The 16,523-nt window shown below is 54.8% G+C and carries 15 protein-coding genes and 2 tRNA genes; 8 read left to right on the top strand and 9 right to left on the bottom strand.

Features of this window, described 5'->3' with window-relative positions:
- Positions 1-28: 28 nt before the first annotated feature.
- Positions 29-1,378 carry a PLP-dependent aminotransferase family protein gene (locus GY169_RS05395; RefSeq protein ID WP_223882143.1) on the bottom strand — a complete coding sequence of 450 codons (1,350 nt, stop codon included), beginning with the start codon at positions 1,376-1,378 and terminating at the stop codon, positions 29-31.
- Positions 1,379-1,464: 86 nt separating this feature from the next.
- Between GY169_RS05395 and GY169_RS05390 the strand changes: the two genes are divergently transcribed.
- From GY169_RS05390 to emrB, 8 genes are all read left to right on the top strand, one after another.
- A complete protein-coding gene (locus GY169_RS05390) occupies positions 1,465-1,896 on the top strand; it encodes a carboxymuconolactone decarboxylase family protein (RefSeq protein ID WP_163446247.1) in 432 nt (143 codons plus the stop codon).
- A gap of 400 nt (positions 1,897-2,296) precedes the next feature.
- Positions 2,297-3,502 carry a glycine betaine/L-proline ABC transporter ATP-binding protein ProV gene (gene proV, locus GY169_RS05385; protein ID WP_064543239.1) on the top strand — a complete coding sequence of 402 codons (1,206 nt, stop codon included), beginning with the start codon at positions 2,297-2,299 and terminating at the stop codon, positions 3,500-3,502.
- Positions 3,495-4,556 (top strand): glycine betaine/L-proline ABC transporter permease ProW, encoded by a 1,062-nt coding sequence (proW, locus tag GY169_RS05380; protein ID WP_064543237.1) that lies wholly within the window; start codon positions 3,495-3,497, stop codon positions 4,554-4,556. The genes proV and proW overlap by 8 nt, the downstream gene beginning before the upstream one ends.
- A 63-nt stretch (positions 4,557-4,619) precedes the next feature.
- Complete coding sequence (gene proX, locus GY169_RS05375) at positions 4,620-5,621, top strand: glycine betaine/L-proline ABC transporter substrate-binding protein ProX (RefSeq protein ID WP_163446249.1); 1,002 nt, start codon at positions 4,620-4,622, stop codon at positions 5,619-5,621.
- A 175-nt stretch (positions 5,622-5,796) separates the two neighbouring features.
- On the top strand, positions 5,797-6,978 hold the full coding sequence (locus tag GY169_RS05370; protein ID WP_167575174.1) for an MFS transporter: 1,182 nt from the start codon (positions 5,797-5,799) through the stop codon (positions 6,976-6,978).
- A 137-nt stretch (positions 6,979-7,115) separates the two neighbouring features.
- Positions 7,116-7,646: a transcriptional repressor MprA gene (gene mprA, locus GY169_RS05360; protein WP_163446251.1), complete on the top strand. Its 531-nt coding sequence runs from the start codon at positions 7,116-7,118 to the stop codon at positions 7,644-7,646.
- A gap of 111 nt (positions 7,647-7,757) precedes the next feature.
- Positions 7,758-8,930, top strand: a complete 1,173-nt coding sequence (gene emrA, locus GY169_RS05355) for a multidrug efflux MFS transporter periplasmic adaptor subunit EmrA (protein ID WP_064543230.1) — start codon at positions 7,758-7,760, stop codon at positions 8,928-8,930.
- A 16-nt stretch (positions 8,931-8,946) separates the two neighbouring features.
- Positions 8,947-10,485, top strand: a complete 1,539-nt coding sequence (gene emrB / locus GY169_RS05350; RefSeq protein WP_163446252.1) for a multidrug efflux MFS transporter permease subunit EmrB — start codon at positions 8,947-8,949, stop codon at positions 10,483-10,485.
- A gap of 43 nt (positions 10,486-10,528) precedes the next feature.
- On the opposite strand, the gene GY169_RS05345 is transcribed toward emrB, so the two are convergent.
- The 8 genes from GY169_RS05345 to GY169_RS05310 all read right to left on the bottom strand — a co-directional run bounded on the left by GY169_RS05345 (position 10,529) and on the right by GY169_RS05310 (position 16,520).
- A complete protein-coding gene (locus tag GY169_RS05345; protein WP_167575172.1) occupies positions 10,529-11,896 on the bottom strand; it encodes a glycoside-pentoside-hexuronide (GPH):cation symporter in 1,368 nt (455 codons plus the stop codon).
- A 313-nt stretch (positions 11,897-12,209) separates the two neighbouring features.
- Positions 12,210-12,725 carry an S-ribosylhomocysteine lyase gene (gene luxS / locus GY169_RS05340; protein WP_064543222.1) on the bottom strand — a complete coding sequence of 172 codons (516 nt, stop codon included), beginning with the start codon at positions 12,723-12,725 and terminating at the stop codon, positions 12,210-12,212.
- Between the two features lie 260 nt (positions 12,726-12,985).
- Complete coding sequence (gshA, locus tag GY169_RS05335) at positions 12,986-14,530, bottom strand: glutamate--cysteine ligase (protein WP_163446254.1); 1,545 nt, start codon at positions 14,528-14,530, stop codon at positions 12,986-12,988.
- 81 nt (positions 14,531-14,611) lie between these two features.
- Positions 14,612-15,040, bottom strand: coding sequence for a YqaA family protein (locus GY169_RS05330; RefSeq protein WP_064543219.1), 429 nt, complete (start codon positions 15,038-15,040; stop codon positions 14,612-14,614).
- Positions 15,037-15,603 carry a fructose-1-phosphate/6-phosphogluconate phosphatase gene (gene yqaB / locus GY169_RS05325; protein WP_167575171.1) on the bottom strand — a complete coding sequence of 189 codons (567 nt, stop codon included), beginning with the start codon at positions 15,601-15,603 and terminating at the stop codon, positions 15,037-15,039. The genes GY169_RS05330 and yqaB overlap by 4 nt, the downstream gene beginning before the upstream one ends.
- A 122-nt stretch (positions 15,604-15,725) precedes the next feature.
- Positions 15,726-16,040: a BON domain-containing protein gene (locus GY169_RS05320; protein WP_064543215.1), complete on the bottom strand. Its 315-nt coding sequence runs from the start codon at positions 16,038-16,040 to the stop codon at positions 15,726-15,728.
- 160 nt (positions 16,041-16,200) lie between these two features.
- A tRNA-Arg gene (locus GY169_RS05315) sits at positions 16,201-16,277 on the bottom strand.
- Positions 16,278-16,443: 166 nt separating this feature from the next.
- Positions 16,444-16,520 (bottom strand) — tRNA-Arg (locus GY169_RS05310).
- Positions 16,521-16,523: the final 3 nt, after the last annotated feature.

The raw sequence follows: 16,523 nt of genomic DNA, 5'->3' as shown, positions 1-16,523 counted from the left end.
CCGGAGTATCTTTGATGCTCCGGGGTTTTTATTTTATCGCTCGCCTCAGCGCCGCGACCTGTTCATTTGCCATTACCGGCGAGACTATATTAGTAAAACTCATAATCAACCCGGCATCTCCAGGATGAGCCATGCGCCAGTCGGTTATCGCCTGCACCGCCAGGCCCGCCTCTCGCGCCCGGCGAGCCATCATTCGATCATCCCCGTCGACCGATACCACCAACTGGATGCCCCCCAGCTGTTCCACCACCTGAAAACCATGCGCCACAAGGGCCGTTTCAAGCCAGCGCCGACGCTGAGCGTAGTGAAGACGCATTTTCTTCAGATGCCGCCAGAAGTGACCTTCGCGCAGGAAGTCCGCCAGCGTTTGCTGCCAGAGCAGCGGTACCGGGCAGGCCACGCGTTGGGCCTGGCGGCGGAACGCCGCCACCAGCGGCATCGGCACCACCAGCCAAGCGGTACGCAACGCCGGAAATAGCGCTTTGCTGAATGTACCGATGTAAATAACCCGCTGCGGTGCATCCAGGCTTTTCAGCGGCGGCAGCGGCTTGCCGTGATAGCGAAACTCGCTGTCGTAATCGTCTTCAATCACCCACGCCTGGTGATGAGCTGCCCAGTCGAGCAGTTGCCGTCGCCGCGGCAACGATAGCGCCACGCCCGTCGGGCTTTGATGCGCGGGTGTCAGCAGCGCAAAACGCGCATTGGCGGCATGTTTGAGCGCCCAGTCAACGTCCATCCCTTCGCCATCGACCGGCACAGGATGCAGCGTCACGCCTTCCTGCTCGATGATGGGGCGAATCAGCGGAAAACCAGGGTCCTCAACCCACATCCCCTCACCACGCCCCGACAGAGCTTGTAAGGTCAGGCTCATCGCGGTCGCATAGCCCGAGGTGATAAACACCTGCTCAGCTTCACATTCAATACTTCGCGACAATCGCAGGTATTCAACAATTGCCTGGCGTAACGCCATTTCGCCACAAACGTCGCCAAGCGCTAAATCAAAACGCGTTTGCGTACGCAGCCGACGCCCCATCACACGGGACCATATTCCACGTGGAAAGAGATCCAGCGCGGGTAGTCCCAGTTGAAACGGTTGCGGCTGAAACTGTTCGCCACCAAAACCAAGTGGCTCGACTGGCGCGGCCTCCAATGTTAAGTGATCGCTTACATACGTACCGGCCTGTCCGCGTCGCTCAAGCCACCCTTGTGCCACCAGTTCGCCGTAGGCGTTCTCCACCGTCACCCTTGAAACGCCAAGCTCCTGAGCATAGAGACGGCTCGATGGCAGACGCCTGCCTGCCGCCAGCTCTCCTTGTTCAATCGCCGTCTTCAGCTGGCGAGCTATTTGCCGGTAACGCGGTTCGCTCTTCTGCTTCATGGTCTTATTTTTTACTCTTAATATGGTCATCTTTCTAAGACCATTATAGTGCTATTTTTGTCGCATCTTGAACGAGGAGAAAGACAATGACTGCATTACGCCAACCCTATAGTGAACTCAGCCCCAACGTCTATGCCGGGCTGGTACAGGCCAGTATCGCGCTGGAAAAAAGCTCGCTGGAGCGTACGCTGCTGGAACTGCTGTATTTACGCGTATCGCAAATCAACGGCTGCGCGTTCTGCCTGGAAATGCACAGCAAAGCGCTGCGTAAATCTGGTGTTGAACAAGCCAAATTAGATGCGCTGGCTGGATGGAGAGTGAGTAATCACTTCAGCGACGCGGAGTGCGCCGCCCTGGCCTGGGCCGAAGATCTGACGTACGTCGCCGAAACGCACGCTGAAGACAGCGTCTATCAACCCCTACTGGCCTACTTCAGCGCCGAGCAGATCAGCGACATGACCTTTGCCATCAGCCTGATGAATGCCTTTAACCGCCTGGCCGTTGGTATGCGGATGTAGTCCTGAAGTGCCCGTGAATCATCGCCATGCACGGGCATTATTTTACCTCGAATATTTCGCGTTAATTCAGCAAAACACGTCCTTATTTTCCACCCGGATATTTCCTAAAAGAACGTCATCATCATACAAATAATCGCCGCCATTTTTTCAGAAAATATTCAGTGCATTTTTTAGATCTCGACCAAATTTCCTGACTTAAATTATAAAAAAATCAACTACCGCGAATTTGCGCTCAGCCCTTATATCATGGGAAATGAGAGCGATATCACCCTACCGGCTATTTCGGATGAAAACAGATTGAGGGTTGTCACATCGTCTCAGTATGCTAGGGTATATACAGGTCATTATTTTCATCAGGTAGCATATCGACATAAACTAAAAACAGGAAATTTCATATTGCATGGCAGTTAAATTAGAAATTAAGAATCTTTATAAAATATTCGGCGAGCATCCACAGCGAGCATTTAAATATATCGACAAAGGTTTCAGCAAAGAGCAAATTCTGGAGAAAACAGGGTTATCGCTTGGCGTCAAAGATGCCAGTCTGGCCATTGAAGAAGGCGAGATATTTGTCATCATGGGGTTATCCGGCTCCGGCAAATCCACCATGGTACGCCTTCTCAATCGTCTGATTGAACCGACTCGTGGACAGGTGCTGATTGACGGCGTGGATATTGCCAAAATATCCGACGCCGAGCTTCGCGATGTCCGCCGTAAAAAAATTGCAATGGTCTTCCAGTCATTCGCCCTCATGCCGCACATGAGCGTACTGGATAACACCGCGTTTGGCATGGATCTGGCCGGTGTGCCGGTGAAAGAGCGCCAGGAGAAAGCGTTGGACGCGCTACGCCAGGTGGGCCTTGAAAACTATGCGCACGCTTATCCTGACGAACTCTCCGGCGGGATGCGTCAACGCGTCGGTTTAGCCCGCGCGCTGGCCATTAACCCTGATATCCTGTTAATGGATGAAGCCTTCTCGGCGCTCGATCCGTTAATTCGTACCGAGATGCAGGATGAGTTAGTCAAATTACAGGCCAAACATCAGCGGACCGTGGTATTTATTTCCCACGACCTTGATGAAGCTATGCGAATTGGCGATCGCATTGCCATTATGCAAAATGGCGAAGTGGTGCAGATCGGTACCCCGGATGAAATTCTGAATAATCCGGCAAATGATTATGTCCGCACCTTCTTCCGCGGTGTGGATATTAGCCAGGTATTTAGCGCCAAGGATATTGCGCGCCGTAATCCGGATGGTCTGATCCGTAAAACTCCGGGCTTTGGTCCGCGCTCAGCCCTCAAATTACTGCAGGATGATGACCGTGAATACGGCTACGTCATCGAACGCGGGAATAAGTTTGTCGGTATTGTCTCCATTGATTCCCTGAAAGAGGCGTTAAAAGCCAACCAGGGAATTGACGCGGCGCTTCTTGATGAGCCACTGGCCGTCGATGCGCAAACGCCACTCAGCGAATTGCTCTCTCATGTGGGCCATGCCCCCTGCGCCGTACCGGTTGTTGGAGAAGAGCAGCAGTACGTCGGCGTTATTTCAAAAAGAATGCTGCTACAGGCATTAGATCGCGAGGGGGCAAACAACAATGGCTGATCAATCTAACCCGTGGGATACCACTCCGGCCGCCGATAGCGCGGCTAACTCCGCCGATGCCTGGGGTTCACCGGCTTCGGCACCGTCCGGCGGCAACGCCGACTGGCTGCACAGCGCGCCCGCGCCGCAGCCTGAACACTTCGACATTATGGACCCGTTCCATAAGACGCTGATCCCGCTCGATAGCTGGGTGACGCACGGTATCGACTGGGTGGTTACGCACTTCCGTCCGCTGTTCCAGGGCATTCGCGTTCCTGTCGATTACATCCTGAGCGCCTTCCAGCAGCTGCTGCTGGGGATGCCTGCGCCGGTGGCGATCGTGCTGTTCGCCCTGATTGCCTGGCAGATTTCCAGCGTTGGGATGGGCATCGCGACCTTTATTTCGCTGATCGCCATCGGCGCTATCGGTGCCTGGTCGCAGGCGATGATCACTCTGGCGCTGGTGCTCACCGCCCTGCTGTTCTGCGTGGTGATAGGCCTGCCGCTAGGGATCTGGCTGGCGCGTAGCCCGCGGGCGGCAAAGATTATTCGCCCACTGCTTGATGCGATGCAGACAACTCCGGCGTTTGTCTACCTGGTGCCGATCGTCATGCTGTTCGGTATCGGTAACGTGCCAGGCGTGGTGGTAACCATTATCTTCGCCCTGCCGCCGATTGTGCGTCTGACCATTCTGGGGATTAACCAGGTACCGGCGGACCTGATTGAAGCTTCGCGCTCCTTCGGCGCCAGCCCGCGTCAGATGCTGTTCAAAGTACAGCTGCCGCTGGCCATGCCGACCATTATGGCGGGCGTGAACCAGACGCTGATGCTGGCCCTGTCGATGGTGGTTATCGCCTCGATGATCGCCGTCGGCGGTCTGGGCCAGATGGTGCTGCGCGGTATTGGCCGTCTCGATATGGGCCTGGCGACGGTTGGCGGCGTGGGGATCGTTATCCTCGCCATTATCCTCGACCGCCTGACGCAGGCCGTAGGCCGGGATTCCCGCAGCCGTGGCAACCGCCGCTGGTACAGCACCGGTCCGTTGGGTCTGCTGCTTCGCCCTTTCACTAAGTAACCATCGTGTTGGCCCGCGCTGCCGGGCCAACGCTCCACGACTATCACTATTAAAGGAACAACGATGCGACACTCATTTGTCTTAGCCACTGCTTTTACCACGCTGGTCTCCACCAGCGCGTTTGCTGCCGACCTTCCAGGGAAAGGCATTACCGTTCAGCCGGTGCAGAGCACCCTGTCAGAAGAGACCTTCCAGACGCTGCTGGTGAGCCGCGCGCTGGAAAAACTGGGCTACACCGTCAGTAAACCGAACGAAGTCGATTACAACGTCGGCTACACCTCGATCGCCGCCGGCGATGCGACGTTCACTGCCGTCAACTGGATCCCGCTGCATAACGACATGTACGCCGCGGCGGGCGGGGATAAGAAGTTCTATCGTGAAGGGACGCTGGTTGGCGGCGCGGCACAGGGTTATTTGATCGATAAGAAAACCGCCGATCAATACCACATCACTAATATTGCTCAGCTGAAAGATCCAAAGATCGCCAAACTGTTCGACACCAACGGTAACGGCAAAGCCGACCTGACTGGCTGTACGCCAGGCTGGGGCTGTGAAGCGGCCATCAATCACCAGCTGGACGCTTACGACCTGAACAAAACCGTCGATCATAATCAGGGTAACTACGCGGCGATGATGGCCGACACCATTACCCGTTTTAAAGAAGGCAAACCAATCTTCTACTACACCTGGACGCCGTACTGGGTGAGCGATGTGCTGAAACCGGGTAAAGACGTGGTGTGGCTGCAGGTGCCGTTCTCTTCCCTGCCGGGCGTACCGAAAGATGCCGACACCAAGCTGCCTAACGGCGCTAACTACGGCTTCCCGGTAAGCACCATCCACATCGTCGCCAACAAAGCCTGGGCTGAGAAAAACCCGGCGGCCGCGAAACTGTTCGCCATTATGAAACTGCCGCTGTCTGACATTAACGCGCAGAACTCCATGATGCATGCCGGTAAGGCATCCGAAGCCGACGTTCAGGGCCAGGTGGATGGCTGGATTAAAGCCCACCAGCAGGTATTTGACGGCTGGGTAAAAGAAGCGCTGGCCGCGCAGAATAAGGCCTGATAAGCGTAGCTGTATCGGACAAAGCCGCCACCGTTCGCCGGATGGCGGCTTTGTCTTATCCGGCCTGTACGAGGCCAGCCCGCCATCAAAAAGCACGTTCCGCTACGCGACATGTTCCCGCATCTCCCTGCCTTTCGTTATTATCGTCCCTATTCTTCCTCACATTCTTAATACCATGACTAAACCTGCTCACGGGCTTAGCCCAGCGTTAATCGCCTTAATGTCCATCGCCACTGGTCTCGCCGTTGCCAGTAACTACTATGCGCAGCCACTGCTGGAGACCATCGCCCGTAATTTCTCACTGAGCGCCGGACAGGCGGGCTTTATCGTTACCGCCGCCCAGTTAGGCTACGCCGCCGGGCTGCTGTTTCTCGTACCGCTGGGCGATATGTTTGAACGTCGCGCGCTGATTGTCACCATGACGCTGCTCGCCGCGGGAGGCATGTTGATCACCGCCAGCAGCAGTTCGCTGGGCATGATGATCCTCGGTACCGCCCTTACGGGACTCTTCTCCGTCGTCGCGCAGCTTCTGGTGCCGATGGCGGCCACCCTCGCCTCACCGGAAAAGCGCGGCAAGGTGGTCGGAACCGTGATGAGCGGATTGCTGTTGGGTATTCTGCTGGCGCGAACCGTCGCCGGACTGCTGGCAAGCCTCGGCGGCTGGCGTACCGTTTACTGGGTCGCCAGCGTGCTGATGTTGGTACTGGCCTTCGCCCTGTGGCGTGGCCTACCGAAACTCAAGCAGGAGACGCACCTCAACTACCCACAGCTGCTCGGCTCCATCTTTAGCCTCTTTGCGCACGATAAGCTGCTGCGCACCCGCGCGCTGCTCGGTTGCCTGACGTTTGCCAACTTTAGCATTCTGTGGACCTCAATGGCGTTTCTGCTCTCGGGCGCACCGTTCAACTACTCGGAAGGCACGATCGGCCTGTTTGGTCTGGCGGGCGCGGCAGGCGCGCTGGGCGCACGTCCTGTCGGCGGGCTGGCGGATAAAGGCAAAGCGCACCTGACAACCACCTGGGGCCTGGTGTTGCTGCTGCTTTCCTGGGTGGCGATTGGGTACGGCCAGACCTCCGCCATTGCGCTGATTATCGGTATTCTGGTGCTCGATCTGACGGTTCAGGGCGTGCATATCACCAATCAGACGGTGATTTATCGCGTGCAGCCGGACGCCCGTAACCGACTCACCGCAGGCTACATGACCAGCTACTTTATCGGTGGTGCGGCAGGGTCGCTGTTGTCGGCCTGGGCCTGGCAGCATGCCGGCTGGCTCGGTGTCTGTGCGGCTGGCGCGGCGATATCCGTCGCCAACCTGTTGGTCTGGTGGTGGGGCTACCATCGGCAGGCAGCCGAGTAGTGACCAGGGGGTGATGAGCATACGTATTCATCACCCCTATGCCATAGACCAATCACATAAATTACTGGCAATAATTCATTTACTTTATTTGTCACTGTCGTTACTATATCGGCTGTAACTAATGAGGTAATGCCCAGATGGATAGTTCGTTTACGCCCATTGAACAAATGCTGAAATTTCGCGCCAGCCGCTGCGAAGAGTTCCCTTTCCAGGAAATTCTCCTGACTCGCCTGTGCATGCACATGCAGGGTAAGCTGCTGGATAACCGCAATAAAATGCTGAAAGCTCAAGGGATTAACGAGACGTTGTTTATGGCGCTAATCACGCTGGAGTCTCAAGAAAATCACAGCATTCAGCCCTCCGAACTCAGCTGCGCGCTCGGGTCATCGCGTACCAACGCCACCCGCATCGCCGATGAACTGGAAAAACGCGGCTGGATTGAACGTCGTGAAAGCGACAATGACCGCCGCTGCCTGCATCTGCAGCTCACCGACAAAGGTCGCGAATTCCTGAACGAGGTTCTGCCTCCGCAGCATCACTGCCTGCATCAGCTCTGGTCGTCTCTCAGCGCGGCTGAGAAAGATCAGCTTGAGCATATCACCCGCAAACTTCTTACCCGTCTGGATCAGATGGAAGAGGATGGCTCAGTACTCGACGCCCTGCGCTGATACTACCGCGATCGCAAGGAAAACAAACAGGCCAGCAGATAACCCCTGCTGGCCTTTCTGGTAAACAGGTCGGCGTTGCCGATATCAATAATAAGAAATGTGGAGAATCACATGAGCGCAAATGCGGAGACTCAAACCCCGCAGCAACCCGCCAACAAGAAAGGCAAACGTAAACGCGCCCTCATCTTGTTGACCTTGCTCTTTGTTATTATTGCCGTGGCCTATGGGGCCTACTGGTTTTTGGTTCTGCGTCACTTCGAAGAAACCGATGACGCTTACGTGGCAGGGAACCAGGTACAAATCATGGCGCAGGTGTCCGGCAGCGTGACGAAAGTCTGGGCCGACAACACCGACTACATCCAGCAGGGTGACGTGCTGGTCACGCTTGACCAGACCGACGCCCAGCAGGCGTTTGAAAAAGCGCAGACCCAGCTGGCCTCCAGCGTGCGTCAGATGCGCCAGTTGATGATCAACAACAAGCAGCTGCAGGCGAATATCGATATTCGCAAAACCACGCTGGCTCAGGCGCAAACCGACCTCAACCGTCGTATTCCGCTGGGCAGCGCTAATCTGATTGGCCGTGAAGAGCTGCAGCACGCGAAAGATGCGGTGACCAGCGCTCAGGCGGCTCTCGATGTGGCGGTACAGCAGTACAACGCTAACCAGGCGATGATTCTGGGTACCAAACTGGAAGATCAGCCAACGGTTCGCCAGGCCGCAACCGACGTTCGTAACGCCTGGCTTGCCCTGCAACGTACCAAAATTGTCAGTCCGATGAGCGGCTATGTTTCCCGCCGTTCCGTCCAGCCGGGCGCGCAGATTAGCCCAACCACCCCGCTGATGGCCGTAGTACCGGCCAGCAACCTGTGGGTAGACGCGAACTTTAAAGAGACGCAGCTGGCGCACATGCGTATCGGCCAGCCGGTGACGGTCATCAGTGATATCTACGGCGACGACGTCAAGTACACCGGGAAAGTAGTCGGTCTCGATATGGGTACCGGCAGCGCCTTCTCGCTGCTGCCGGCACAGAACGCCACCGGTAACTGGATCAAAGTCGTGCAGCGTCTGCCGGTGCGTATTGAACTGGATGCCGATCAGCTGGCGAAACACCCGCTGCGTATCGGTCTCTCTACGTTGGTGAAGGTTGATACCTCCAACCGCGACGGTCAGATGCTGGCTAACCAGATTCGTACCAGCCCGGTTTACGAGAGCAATGCGCGTGAAATCAGCCTCGATCCGGTGAACAAGCTGATTAACGACATCGTCCAGGCCAACGCCAACTAATGCTGGGGTGCGCGTAATGCAACAGCAAAAACCGCTGGAAGGCGCGCAGCTGGTCATTATGACCATTGCGCTGTCGCTGGCCACCTTTATGCAGGTGCTGGACTCCACCATCGCGAACGTGGCTATCCCCACCATCGCCGGTAACCTTGGCTCATCGCTGAGCCAGGGGACGTGGGTTATCACCTCATTCGGGGTCGCGAACGCCATCTCCATTCCGATTACCGGCTGGCTGGCGAAGCGCGTCGGTGAGGTGAAGCTGTTCCTGTGGTCGACCGTCGCCTTTGTCATTGCGTCCTGGGCGTGCGGGATGTCCAACAGCCTGAGCATGCTGATCTTCTTCCGCGTAATTCAGGGGATCGTTGCCGGGCCGTTGATCCCGCTGTCGCAGAGTCTGCTGCTCAGCAACTATCCTCCCGCCAAACGCTCAATCGCGCTGGCGCTGTGGTCGATGACGGTGATCGTGGCCCCAATCTGCGGGCCAATCCTCGGCGGCTACATCAGCGATAACTACCACTGGGGCTGGATCTTCTTTATCAACGTGCCGATTGGCGCGATAGTGGTGCTGTTAAGCCTCCAGACCCTGCGCGGGCGTGAGACCCGTACCGAGCAAAGGCGTATCGACGGCATTGGCCTGGCGCTGCTGGTGCTGGGGATTGGTAGCCTGCAGGTGATGCTCGACCAGGGGAAAGAGCTCGACTGGTTTAACTCCACGGAAATTATCGTGCTGACCATCGTGGCGGTGGTGTCCTTGAGCTTCCTGATCGTCTGGGAGTTGACCGACGATAACCCGATAGTCGATCTATCGTTGTTTAAGTCGCGAAACTTTACCATCGGCTGTCTGTGTATCAGCCTGGCCTATATGCTCTACTTCGGCGCGATTGTTTTGCTGCCGCAGCTATTGCAGGAGGTCTACGGTTATACCGCAACCTGGGCCGGTCTGGCTTCAGCGCCGGTGGGCGTCATTCCGGTGCTGCTGTCGCCGATTATCGGCCGCTTTGCCCATAAGCTGGATATGCGCCGTCTGGTGACCTTCAGCTTTATTATGTATGCCGTGTGCTTCTACTGGCGCGCCTACACCTTCGAACCGGGAATGGACTTCGGCGCCTCGGCGTGGCCGCAGTTTATTCAGGGCTTCGCCGTCGCGTGCTTCTTCATGCCGTTGACCACCATCACGCTTTCCGGGCTACCGCCTGAGCGTCTGGCGGCCGCATCGAGTCTGTCGAACTTTACCCGTACGCTGGCAGGCTCCATCGGGACGTCGATTACCACCACGCTGTGGACTAACCGTGAAGCGATGCACCACGCGCAGCTCACCGAGTCGGTGACGCCGTTCAACCCCAATGCCCAGCAGATGTACGATCAGCTGCAAGGCATGGGGATGACGCAGCAGCAGGCTTCCGGCTGGATAGCCCAGCAGATTACCAACCAGGGGCTGATTGTCTCAGCCAATGAAATCTTCTGGATTTCGGCGGGGATCTTCCTGGTGCTGCTGGGGCTGGTGTGGTTCGCCAGACCGCCATTTGGCGCAGGCAGCGGGGGCGGAGGCGCTCACTAGTTAAAAAGCCAGCTCAAGCGAGCTGGCTTTTTTTTACCCAGAACTACTGAGCCGACGTATTCGCGAACGTACCGTTTTTCAGATCCGCAACCACGTTATTCATACGACCTTCGTTTAAGCCGTAGAACTTAATGGCAAACGCCGTGAGAATATAAAAAACCGCCGGAACAATCGTAAATAACAGCATGACGCCCTGCGCCGCTGAAGCAGACTGCACCGCCACGCCAGATTCATAATGGAAATAAGCCAATACCCAACCTAAAATGGCGCCACCGACGGCAACCCCCAGCTTAATAATGAATATATTGGCCGCAACATTCATACCGGTAATGCGACGCTGCGTTTTCCATTCGCCGTAATTATTTGTATCGGTGATCATCGACCACTGCAATGCACCGTTTCCGCCCTGAATAATAGAAATAATAATGTGAATGACAAATATCGCTATCCATGCCTGCGGAGGAACGAAGAAACAAATAACGCCAAATGCGGCGGTGAGCAGGTTAATCCAGAATGACAGCTTCACCTTGCAAAAACGGGTACCAAACGGTTTTGCCAGCACGGACCCCGCCATGGAAGCAAACATCCCGCCAAGCATAAACAGAGAAATAATATCAGCGCCTTTATTCAGTACCGTATTGATGTAATACACCACCGCACCGCCACGCAGCACCACGGCAACCAGCATCATGAAGTTATAGACGGAGAGAATCAGCCACTGGTCGTTTTTGAAGAGAATTTTAACGTCGCGCGCAATATTGAGATTCTCTTCTTTGATCGGCTGAACGCGTTCTTTGGTGGTGAAGAAACAGGTGATAAACATCAGGCAGCCAATCACCCCAAACAGAGCCATAGAAACCTGGATCCCAGTCGCCCGATCGCCCGGATAGAGGAAATCGGCCAGCGGAAGAATAAGCGCGGTGCCCAGCGCGCCGCCAATCGGCGTAATAGCAAAGCGCCAGGACTGCAAAGACAGGCTTTCGCGCGGGTCGGAGGTGAGCGCCGCGCCCAGCGAGCAGTAAGGGATGTTAATCGCGGTGTACATCAGCGTCATAAAGATATACGCCGCGACCGCGTAAACCACTTTGCCGGTATCCGAAAAAGACGGGATGGAATAGACCAGCACGCAACTGACCGCAAACGGCACACAAATCGCCAGCAGCCATGGACGGAAGCGGCCCCAGCGCGTAGAAGTCGCATCGGCGATGGCCCCCATAATCGGATCGGTTATAGCATCCAGCAGCCGGACCAGCAGGAACATAGTGCCCATTACCGCAGGCGGCAGGCCGTAAATATCGGTGTAAAAATAGGCCAGAATAGCCACTGACGAGTCAAAAACAATATGACTGGCGGCATCCCCAAGGCTATAGCCAATCTTCTCCCGAATAGAAATTCTATCCCCTGTAGACATATACACTCCCGTTTTAATTTTTGGTAATGAAACCGGTTTCTTTGGAGGTATTTTTGACAGTTACGGGGCGGGATTCCATTATGTTTTTCGACTATTCGATTACGTTTTTCATTTTATGTGATCGACAAACGGGTTAATGCCGGCATCCAAAATCATTTTGTTTAACAGCTCACAAAATAAAAACAGAAATGTTTATTTAAGATATGTATTACTTTCACTCATTCAAATAACAAATCATTACAACCCGCGAAAGAAAATAAAAAACCCCGAGGCTAGCCCCAGGGTTTTATTTATCGCCACATCCACCTATCAACTAGATGTGCAGTTCCTGCAGTTTTTCTTTCGGCAGCGCCAGTTCATCATTGCTGTTGATGCGCACATCACGTTCAATAATATGGCGCGCAATCTCCTGCGCTTCACTCAGAGAATGCATCTCGTAGGTGCCACACTGGTACACGTTCAGTTCCGGGATCTGGTTTTGATCCTGCACTTTCAGCACGTCGGCCATCGCCGCTTTCCAGGCATCCGCTACGCGCTGCTCGTCCGGTGTACCAATCAGGCTCATGTAGAAGCCGGTACGGCAGCCCATCGGGGAAATGTCGATAATCTCAACGCCATTACCGTTCAGATGATCTCGCATGAAGCCCGCAAACAGGTGCTCAAGAGTGTGGATCCCTCTTTCCGGCATCACTTCTTTGTTCGGTACGCAAAAACGCAGGTCAAAAACCGTGATCGCGTCGCCGTGCGGGGTGTTCATTTTCTTCGCCACGCGAACGGCTGGGGCTTCCATACGGGTATGATCGACTGTGAAGCTATCTAACAACGGCATTTCGTAACCTCCGATATCACCTTCTTGCTCCCGGGCGCTGCATTTTTTTCATTAAGATAAAAACATTTAACTTATTGAATAAACTATGTTTTATGCAACCCACCACGTTCTGCTTCAGGATAATGTGATTTTTTTAAAAATAAACTGAACTCTTTGTTCCCATGCCAGTCTTACTATATGAAAGACGCGCATTTGTTATCATCATCCCTGATTCAGAGATGTATATTTTGGCCACAGTGATGTGGCCTTTTTCTTTTGTATCAGGCGTGTCTCGCCAGCAGCGCTTCAAACGATTCGTTATCCGCCTCTTCAATCTGACGCTGACGCGCTCTGGAAGCATCCCGCTCCTTCGCAAAATCCTCTTCGCTGAGAATCTCCAGCGGCTCTTCACGCAGCATTGTCCGATACTGTTCCGCCAGGGCCTTGCCGGTTCCGCCAATCCCCTGATCAAGCATAGAACGCAGAATGCGTGCGGAGAAGGTTAACTCCGGATTATCGAAGCTGGCCACCAGTTCATCGCAAACCGTCTGGTAGGCGGTATCGCCATTCATGCTATCCATCGTCTGCGCCACACGTTTCAGATCGTGGAACAAATCTTTGCCCACTTTAGTCAGCGGGAACTGCGCGGTTTCACAGCCAATGCCCAGCGTCAGCCCCGGCTTACGCCCTTCCAGAATGACGCGGTTCCAGTTAGTACGGGTGCACAGAAGCTCATCGCTGCTCATCTCCGGCGCATCGGCCAATACGCACCAGACCATAAACAGATCGAGGAAGCGAATCTGTTGCTCATCGACGCCAATTGGCGAGAACGGGTTGATGTCCAGCGAGCGCACTTCGATATATTCAATACCGCCACGCAGCAGCGCATCGGACGGCGTTTCGCCGTCGCGGGTCACACGTTTAGGGCGAATCGGCGCATACAGCTCGTTTTCGATCTGCAGAATGTTGCTATTGATCTGCAGATACTTGCCATCTTTCTCCAGGCCAATGCGGGCATACTCTTCCGACGGCGTTTTGATCGCGCGCTTCAATCCTGCCACATACTCGTGCAATTCGTTAAACGTAATTCCGAGATTGCTTTGCGATTTATTGGTATAACCCAGATCGCTCAGACGCAGCGAGGTGGCGTACGGCAGGTAGTACATGCCGCATTCGGTTTTCTCAAACGGCAGCGTCGTCGGTTTGCCCTGCAGGAAGGAAGAACAGATCGCCGGCGAAGCGCCGAACAGATACGGAATCACCCAGCCAAAGCGATAATAGTTACGAATCAGGCGGAAATAACCGGCTGAAATCGCTTCTTTATCCTCTGTACCGCACTTCGCCTGCCAGAAAGCCATCGGCAAAGAGAAGTTGTAGTGAACGCCGGAGATGGTCTGCATCAGCGCGCCGTAGCGGTTTTTCAGCCCTTCACGGTACAGCGTTTTCAAGCGGCCAATGTTCGACGTGCCATACTGCGCCAGCTCAATATCCTGACCCGGCGCGATGTAGCATGGCATGCTCAGCGGCCACATACGCTCGTCGCCGAGCTGACGCGCAGTGTGACGGTGCACATCGCGCAGAAACGTCAGCATATGGTTGATGTCGCCGTCGACCGGAGTAATAAACTCCAGCAGCGCTTCGGCGAAATCGGTAGTGATCCATTTATGGGTCAGCGTGGCGCCCAGCGCCTCCGGATGACCGGTTGTTGCCAGAGAACCATCTGCATTAACGCGTAGGGTTTCGCGCTCAAGACCGCGCTGGATCCCTTCAAGAGCCTGAGGGTGTTTTTCCAGCCAGGACAGCGCCTGTGATACGTCCGGGATCAAATTGACCTCCCGCCTGTCGAATTCATTTTATTAAGCATAATTGTCATCGTGGAGATGAGGACTCTTCCACAAGCCATCCAATTAGTGCCACCACGTCATGCCTTGCAGCGTCAGCGCCGCGACTGCGATATAGCGCAGCGCTTTACCCAGGCATAAAAAAAAGAGTACCGGTCCCCAGGAAATGCGCATCCAGCCTGCGAGCAGGCACAGCAAATCACCGATAACGGGCATCCAGCTCAGCAGCAGCGTGGCCGCGCCATAACGCCGCAACCAGCCCACCGCTTTTTCCTGCCAACGCGATGTTTTGCGTAATGGAAAAAAACGACCAAGAATAACGTTTGTAGCCCCGCCAAGGCTATTACCCATTGTTGCTATTACTACCAGAAGCCAGGGCTTACTTGCGCCCGCTAGCAGCAGGCCAATCAGCACGGCTTCGGAGTTGCCTGGCAGCAGCGTTGCGCTGAGAAAGCTGCTCGCAAACAGCGACCCCAACGCCAGAAGTTCATTCACAGCAGTCGAACGTCGACAGCATCCATTCCCGCAGCGGCGGCTGCCTGAAGGCCAAAATCGGCATCTTCAAACACCACGCAACGTTCCGCCGCCACGCCCATACGCTCCGCGCACAGTAAGAAGGTGTCCGGTGCGGGTTTATGCAGTTTAACGTGATCGGCGGCGACAACGACCGCAAAATAGTGGCGCAGGCCCAGATGTGCGAGCAACGCCTCGGCCACCGCGCTTTCGCTACCGGTGCCGACGGCCATCGGTCGACGGCCATGCCATTCTTTCACGACGTCAATCAGCGGCAGCGGCGTAACCGAATCCAGCAGCATTGATTTCACCGCATCGGTTTTTTCACGCGCCAGAAGATGGGGATCCAGATCGGCCTGATGACTTTCAATGATCGCCTGCGCAATACGCCAAGTGGGCGAACCGTTAAGCGCCACCATTGCCTGTTCATCGAAACGCATACCGTAGCGACCCAAAACCTCACGCCACGCCTTACGGTGCGTCGGTTCCGTATCAAGGATGGTGCCATCCATATCAAAAATCAATCCAGCGTAGCGTTCGTACATCGTCTTCTCACCCATCGGATAATGTGACGTTACTTTATCGTAAATGGGGATGATTGTCGCTGTTAGCCGCAGAGACAACAAAGGCGCCTTTCAGCGCCTTATCATGATTCGCATGCCACGGATTATTTTATTTGCATATCGTTTTCAACGACGCGCACGCCCTGCACCTTACGGGTTACCTCGACGGCACGCTTAGCATCAGCGGACGACGACACAAAGCCGCTCAACTGCACGCGGCCTTTAAAGGTCTGCACGTTAATCTCGCTGGACTTAATATCTTTGTCGCTAAACAGCGCCGTTTTCACCTTGGTGGTAATGACAGTATCGTCAATGTAACCACCGGTGCTCTCTTTCGTTGACGAGCCAGCACAGCCGGACAGCGAGATAGCCATCAGAAGCGCAGCGCAAAACGCAGACGTTGCTTTGAACCATTTCATGGATTTCTCTCCTTGCAGTCATGTCACCAGAATAAGGGTGTATACAAGGATAAATTATAGAGGAAAGAATGAGTTGCCAATGGGAAAAGTGTGAAGAAGATTTTTTAGTTAAAAAGACTAATTCGGGGAAAATAAAAAAAGGTAGGCGACTTCGATGAGATGGTGCATCCGGGAGGATTCGAACCTCCGACCGCTCGGTTCGTAGCCGAGTACTCTATCCAGCTGAGCTACGGATGCATCGGAAAAGCTAAGTATCGTGCAAAACAAAGAATGGTGCATCCGGGAGGATTACTCGGCTGCGCCTCGCCCTGCGGGTCGTTGCTAAAGCAACGCTATCCTCCCTGGTGCTGGCGATTATCTCGCAGACCTTGAAACAACAGTTTAGCTGTTATCTCGGAGAATATGGTGCATCCGGGAGGATTCGAACCTCCGACCGCTCGGTTCGTAGCCGAGTACTCTATCCAGCTGAGCTACGGATGCAAA

The organism is Kluyvera genomosp. 3, from assembly GCF_011765685.1.
GTDB lineage: Bacteria > Pseudomonadota > Gammaproteobacteria > Enterobacterales > Enterobacteriaceae > Kluyvera > Kluyvera georgiana_A.
This window is presented reverse-complemented; position numbering and strand designations above follow the sequence as displayed.